Consider the following 5,800-nt stretch of genomic DNA (forward strand, 5'->3'; position numbering starts at 1 on the left):
GTTCTAAGCCAGAGCAGACGCAGGACGGGCGACGGGGCTGGCTGCCGAAGAGTGGCGCTTCCTCAGGTCACCGAGCAGGTCGCATCACCAGCAGTGCGCGGTAGAGCAGTACCGGTAGTTAGTTGATCTAAGAGGGAAAGAACGGAGGGGCCGAGCGCCATCAGGATCGCCCGGGCGGGATGGCTGAGCCCGGGTACCGCAGGACATCGATAGTGAGGTGGTCTCCGGTCGAGCAACCGCGATCCCCGCATACCCCGCCCTCTCCCGGGTGGGCGTGCGGAAACAGAAGGTCGGTGCAGTATCAGGGCCGGCAGATGGTGTAGCAGTTCCTTCGGGGCCCCGGTGGCGGTACAGCACCGGGGCCCCTCCACGCGTTTCTCGGAGAGGTGCAAGTGACAGCAGACGACTCGTTCGGCCGACTCGACGACGACGACTACCCCGCCTACACCATGGGCCGGGCCGCCGAGATGCTCGGCACCACCCAGGGCTTCCTCCGTGCCATCGGCGAAGCCCGCCTCATCACCCCGCTGCGCTCCCCGGGCGGACACCGCCGCTACTCCCGCTACCAGCTGCGCATCGCCGCCCGCGCCCGCGAACTCGTCGACAACGGCACCCCCATCGAGGCCGCCTGCCGCATCATCATCCTCGAAGACCAACTCGAAGAAGCCCAGCGCATCAACGCCGAACACCGCCGGACGGCCGGACCGTCCGGTCCGCCCGTGTCCTGAGATGGTGCGTCCGGGTTCCGGCGGATCCCGCACACACATGTCGGGGTGTGACGCGCGGGTCGTTCTGTCCGGCGGCCGGCCGTGCGGGCCGACGGCAAGGGACTGGTCGGACACGCCGGGGAGGCACTGCTGCGGCGGCGGACCGGGTCGGGCTGGCCGAGGCGTTGGCGAGGGTGTTGCCGGTGGGCGGGCCTGGCTCGCGGAACCGGTCCGCGCTGCTGGTGCAGCTCGCGGTGTCGATCACGCCGGGGCGACGAACCTGCTGGAGGCCGAGCGGCTCCAGCTCCGTCACCGGCCGTTGTTCGGTCCGCCCGCCTCGGACTCCACCGCCCGTCGGACCCTGGCCGCACTCGACGAGAGGACGCTGGGGCAGGTGGCGAAGGCCCGCCGTCGGGTGCGCCGGCACGTGTGGTCCCGGCTGCACCTGCGGCCCGGGGACTTTCCCTGGCTGACGGTTGCCGGGCCGGCGTCTGACGGGCTGGATCGTCATCCATGGAGCTGCGGCCGGGCAATGCCGGCGCGAACATGGTCGCCGATCACGTCCGGGTCCTGGCGTCCGCACTGGAACAGATACCTGAAGCAGAACGGCGAGACGCAGGAGGGCTACTTCGTCGCGGAGCTGACCGGCCTGAACATCCACGAGGGATGGCCGCAGGGGATGCGGCTGATCGTCCGCCGGGTGCAGCCCTCGAGGCGGCAGTTCGCGAAGCTGACCGCCTCCTCGCCCTCCACGACGTCGATCACCTCGCCGCCGCCGAGCCGGACACCATGCGCTTCCGGCTCTACCACCTGCCCGCCCGCCTGACGAACACGCCCGCGGCCGATGGCTGCGGATCGAGTCCACCTGGCCCTGGGCCACCGCGTTCACCACTGCCTGGACCCGCCTCTCCGATCTCCCGGCTGCCGGACAGGGGGTTATTACGGGCGCACCGTCGATCGGGCCGAGTTCACGCCACTCGTGAAGAATCGAGGTCAGCTGTGGATTAATAGCTACAACCGCGAGGTGAGGGTTTAACGCCCCGTTCCGAGAGTGTTTTTACCGCAGCGAGCAGAATGGAATCCTGTGACGCACGGCGGACAGTATGGCATGCTACTGTCGATCTCAGTTGCAGTCTTGGTTCCCAAACTTCAAACGCCTCCAACGGTACTTTTAGCCGGTGGAAGCGTTTTTGTATTTCCGGTCATTCCGGGAGGGTGTCATCGCGGCGACCCGGTATCCGCGCATTGCGGATCCCGGCGTACTGCCCCAAAGGAGATATGACATGGCATCTGGCACCGTGAAGTGGTTCAACGCGGCGAAGGGTTTCGGATTCATCGAGCAGGATGGCGGAGGCGCCGACGTGTTCGCCCACTTCTCGAACATCGCCTCCCAGGGCTTCCGTGAATTGCTCGAAGGCCAGAAGGTCACCTTCGACATCGCGCCGAGCCAGAAGGGCCCGACGGCGGAGAACATCGTTCCCGTCTGACGCCGACGCGCACTCTGCAGCGGGGGCCCGCACCTCTCGGGGTGCGCGCACCCCGCTGCGGGCATTTACCGCAGTGCCCGCGTCCTTGGATAATGCCTGCGGGCGATGGGTCCCCGAAGTTGCACCCGTCTGAAGCCCTGGATTTCACGTCCGCATGATGCCACTTTTTTCATCGCCTGCATACGTATCAGATTCACTGCAGGCCAGATTTTCTTTCGCATTCTATTCGGCTCGTTCTTGTGGTTCCCGCACTACCCTTGCGCGGCGGGAATTCCTTGATACGTGCCCTATCGAGGAAGGTTCGGAATGAACCCTGCACCTACGGACGACCACTCCTCCCGCAGCCGGACCAGCGCCCCCGCTTTTGTCTCCGGCGCCGGTTCGGGCCGGGGCAGTCGCTTCGACTCGCTCGCCCCGAGCAATGGGAAACTGGTGGGCATGGATATTCGTCGCAGGAACAACGTCACCGTCACCGGCCGTGCGGACGGGCCGGTGCTCCTGCTGGCGCACGGGTTCGGCTGTGACCAGAACATGTGGCGTCTGGTGGTCCCCATGCTGGCCGTGGACTTCCGGGTGGTGCTGTTCGACTACGTGGGCTCCGGCCGCTCGGACCCTTCGGCCTGGAGCGAGCGTCGCTACAGCTCGTTGGAGGGCTATGCCCTTGATGTGCTGGAGGTCTGTGAGGAGCTGGACCTGCGGGATGTGATCTTCGTGGGGCATTCGGTCAGTGCCATGGTCGGGGTGCTCGCGGCGGCGAAGGCGCCGCAGCGGTTCTCCCATCTGGTGATGGTGGCTCCCTCGCCCCGCTACATCGACGAGGACGGGTACCGGGGCGGTTTCAGCGCGGACGACATCGATGAGCTGCTGGATTCGCTGGAGTCGAACTATCTGGGCTGGTCCGCTGCGATGGCTCCAGTGATCATGGGGAACGCGGACCGGCCGGAACTCGGCCAGGAGCTGACCACCTCGTTCTGCGCGACCGACCCGGACATGGCCCGGGTCTTCGCGCGCACGACGTTCCTGTCCGACAGCCGCGCCGACCTCAAGACGGTCGCGATGCCGACGCTGGTGCTGGAATGCAAGCAGGACGTGATCGCCCCCCGCGAGGTCGGTGCCTTCGTCAACGACGCGATCCCGGGCAGCCGCCTGGTCACGCTGGAGGCGACGGGGCACTGCCCGCAGCTGAGCGCACCGCAGGCCACCGCTCAAGCGATTACCGACTTCATCGGTGCTGCCGGATGATGTGCCGCACCGGCCATGACCCGGGCGAGGAACCGGACGTGGGTGCCACGGACGCGGCGTTCATCTCGCTGTTGGAGGACAGCGCCGAGGAACTGTACGAGCAGGCGCCGTGCGGCTACCTGTCGACACTGATGGACGGCACCATCGCGAAGATCAACACCACGTTGCTGTACTGGCTCGGTCTGTCCCGGGCCCAGGTGGTGGGCCGAATGCGGTTCGCCGATCTGCTCACCGTGGGCGGGAAGCTCTACCACGAGACGCACTTCGCCCCGATGCTGCAGATGCAGGGCGAGGTCAGCGGTATCGCCCTGGACATCAAAGCCGCCGGAAGACAGCGGATGCCGGTGCTGGTCACATCGAAGGTGAAGACCAGCGACGACGGCGAGCCGCTGCTGATCCGCACCACCGTCTTCGACGCGCGCGACCGCCGCGCCTACGAGACCGAGCTGCTGCGCGGACGTCAGGCGGCTGAAGAAGCGCACCGGCAGGCCGAGGCCGACCGCGAACGACTCCAGGAAGCCCTCGCCGTCCTCCAGCAGAGCCTGCTGCCCGCCGAACTGCCCACGGTTCCGGGCCTGGAAGCCGGCTCCTACTACCACACCGCCTCTCCGGATCTTCTCGGCGGAGACTTCTACGACCTGTTCCCCCTCGACACGGACCGGTGGGCATTCTTCCTCGGCGACGTCTGCGGCAAAGGCCCCCAGGCTGCCGCGGTCACCTCGCTGACCCGTTACACACTGCGGGCCGCCGCCCTGCACGACCCCGACCCCGTCACCGTCCTGAGCACCCTGAACACGGTGCTGCACGAGCGGTACACCAGCGGCGACACCCGCTACTGCACCGCCATATTCGGCGTTCTCAACCCCGCGGACGACCACGTCAGCGTGCACTTGGCCTCCGGCGGCCACCCCTCCGCACTCATCCAGCACGCGGATGGCACCGCGGACTATCTGCCAACCCCCGGCGGCATGCTCGTCGGCGTCCTGCCCGGCGCACAGTTCGAAACGGCGCGCACCCAGCTCTTTCCCGGCGACACCCTGCTGCTCTACACCGACGGCCTGACCGAGGCCCGCACCGGGCCCGATCGCGAGCTGTACGGCGAGGACGCCCTGCGCGTCTTCACCGCCACCCAGCCCGCTGCGGGACCGCATGCCCTGATCACCGCCCTGACAGGGCTCCTCACCGGGTTCGGTGACGGCCTCGACGACGACACCGCGCTGCTCGCCCTCGGCGTGCCCGCCCCCGCGAGTGAAGACCTGAGATGAGCCCGCTGACGATCACCTCCCGAGACGCCGACACCGGTCCCGTACTGGAGATCACCGGTGACCTCGACCATGCGACGGCACCCGAACTCCGCAACGCCCTCGACAGTCTCACCCTGACCGGCGGGCAACTGCTGGTCCTGGATCTGGCCGGCCTGGAATTCTGCGACTCCAGTGGCATCACCACGCTGCTGGCCGCTCGCAACCTGGCCACCGAACTGGGCGGCGGCATGGCCCTGGCCGCGGTCCCCACCAACACCGCCCGCATCCTGTCCATCATCGGTCTGGACCGAGTCTTCACCATCCATCCAGACGCCTCGACGGCCACCGCCCCCCGCTCTGCAGCAGGCTGATCCGGCTCCGGGGCCTCTGTGTCCGGGGGCCGGATGCAAGGAATCAACTCCTCGTCCAGGCCCTCGGCGACATGCCCAGTTACCAGCGCTCCGCCTTGCTCCTGAGGACGTCCCGTCCGTCTCTCTACCGCGAGACACAGTCCAATCCGCCTGACCTTCGAACACGCCGATCGCAGCAGACCAGTTGTGCCCAAAGACCGCGACCAGCGGTCGAAACACGCGCACGCACGGACACCCGCTGATGAACGAACCAGCGACGCTGCCCACCCCGCGGGGCGTCAGCGCCGCCGGCGTGTTGCGAACGAGTCTTCCAGGACGGCGAGCCGGTAGAACAGCCGGGACAGCTGCCGGGCGTCCTTGGGGGCGATCTGCGAGGGGTCGGCTATCTCCGGCAGCGCTGCCGTGCGTGCTCGCGTTGTCTCGGCCACCGTCATCTCAGGGCCCCTCCCTACGTGATCCAGCCCCCGTAGGGTCAGCCGCTGGTAGTCGGCCAGCGGCCGTTTACCCGCGCTGGGTGGATGCATACCAGGGGCTGTCCGAGCGGATTCGGTCGGCCGATGGGCAGGGTCGGGAACCGGGGGAGAGGGTCGCTCGGCCGACGTGCGGGGTTCGGACCCGAGCCTCGCCGGCATCCGTCAGCGAGTGGCACGGCACACGAGAAGCGGGGGGGGGCCCAGGTTATCACGGGGGGCCCCCCACATGGGGGGGTGTTGTGGTTAGATAAAACGGTGGGGGTGGGTTTTTGCGCC

The 5,800-nt window shown here is 67.7% G+C and carries 7 protein-coding genes; 6 read left to right on the top strand and 1 reads right to left on the bottom strand.

Translation table 11 applies throughout. From position 1 onward, the window contains the following. Positions 1 to 392: 392 nt before the first annotated feature. The 6 genes from ACFWBT_RS40805 (at position 393) to ACFWBT_RS40830 (ending at position 5,051) form a co-directional block, all read left to right on the top strand. The gene (locus ACFWBT_RS40805) at positions 393 to 728 is read left to right on the top strand and encodes a MerR family transcriptional regulator (RefSeq protein ID WP_385709251.1); all 336 of its coding nucleotides are present in this window, start codon (positions 393 to 395) and stop codon (positions 726 to 728) included. Positions 729 to 1,239: 511 nt separating this feature from the next. Next, complete coding sequence (locus ACFWBT_RS40810) at positions 1,240 to 1,533, top strand: hypothetical protein (RefSeq protein WP_385709254.1); 294 nt, start codon at positions 1,240 to 1,242, stop codon at positions 1,531 to 1,533. Between the two features lie 457 nt (positions 1,534 to 1,990). Then, a complete protein-coding gene (locus ACFWBT_RS40815) occupies positions 1,991 to 2,194 on the top strand; it encodes a cold-shock protein (protein WP_261709056.1) in 204 nt (67 codons plus the stop codon). 438 nt (positions 2,195 to 2,632) lie between these two features. Beyond that, positions 2,633 to 3,436 carry an alpha/beta fold hydrolase gene (locus ACFWBT_RS40820; RefSeq protein ID WP_385709268.1) on the top strand — a complete coding sequence of 268 codons (804 nt, stop codon included), beginning with the start codon at positions 2,633 to 2,635 and terminating at the stop codon, positions 3,434 to 3,436. Next, the gene (locus tag ACFWBT_RS40825) at positions 3,436 to 4,701 is read left to right on the top strand and encodes a PP2C family protein-serine/threonine phosphatase (RefSeq protein ID WP_385709271.1); all 1,266 of its coding nucleotides are present in this window, start codon (positions 3,436 to 3,438) and stop codon (positions 4,699 to 4,701) included. The genes ACFWBT_RS40820 and ACFWBT_RS40825 overlap by 1 nt, the downstream gene beginning before the upstream one ends. Beyond that, the gene (locus ACFWBT_RS40830; protein ID WP_385709259.1) at positions 4,698 to 5,051 is read left to right on the top strand and encodes an STAS domain-containing protein; all 354 of its coding nucleotides are present in this window, start codon (positions 4,698 to 4,700) and stop codon (positions 5,049 to 5,051) included. Before ACFWBT_RS40825 ends, ACFWBT_RS40830 begins: the two co-directional genes overlap by 4 nt. A 278-nt stretch (positions 5,052 to 5,329) precedes the next feature. Here ACFWBT_RS40830 and ACFWBT_RS40835 read toward each other — a convergent pair whose 3' ends face one another. Continuing rightward, positions 5,330 to 5,485: a hypothetical protein gene (locus ACFWBT_RS40835; protein ID WP_385709262.1), complete on the bottom strand. Its 156-nt coding sequence runs from the start codon at positions 5,483 to 5,485 to the stop codon at positions 5,330 to 5,332. Positions 5,486 to 5,800 lie beyond the last annotated feature (315 nt).

The sequence above is a fragment of the Streptomyces sp. NPDC060027 genome (assembly GCF_042737005.1).
Taxonomy (GTDB): Bacteria; Actinomycetota; Actinomycetes; order Streptomycetales; family Streptomycetaceae; genus Streptomyces.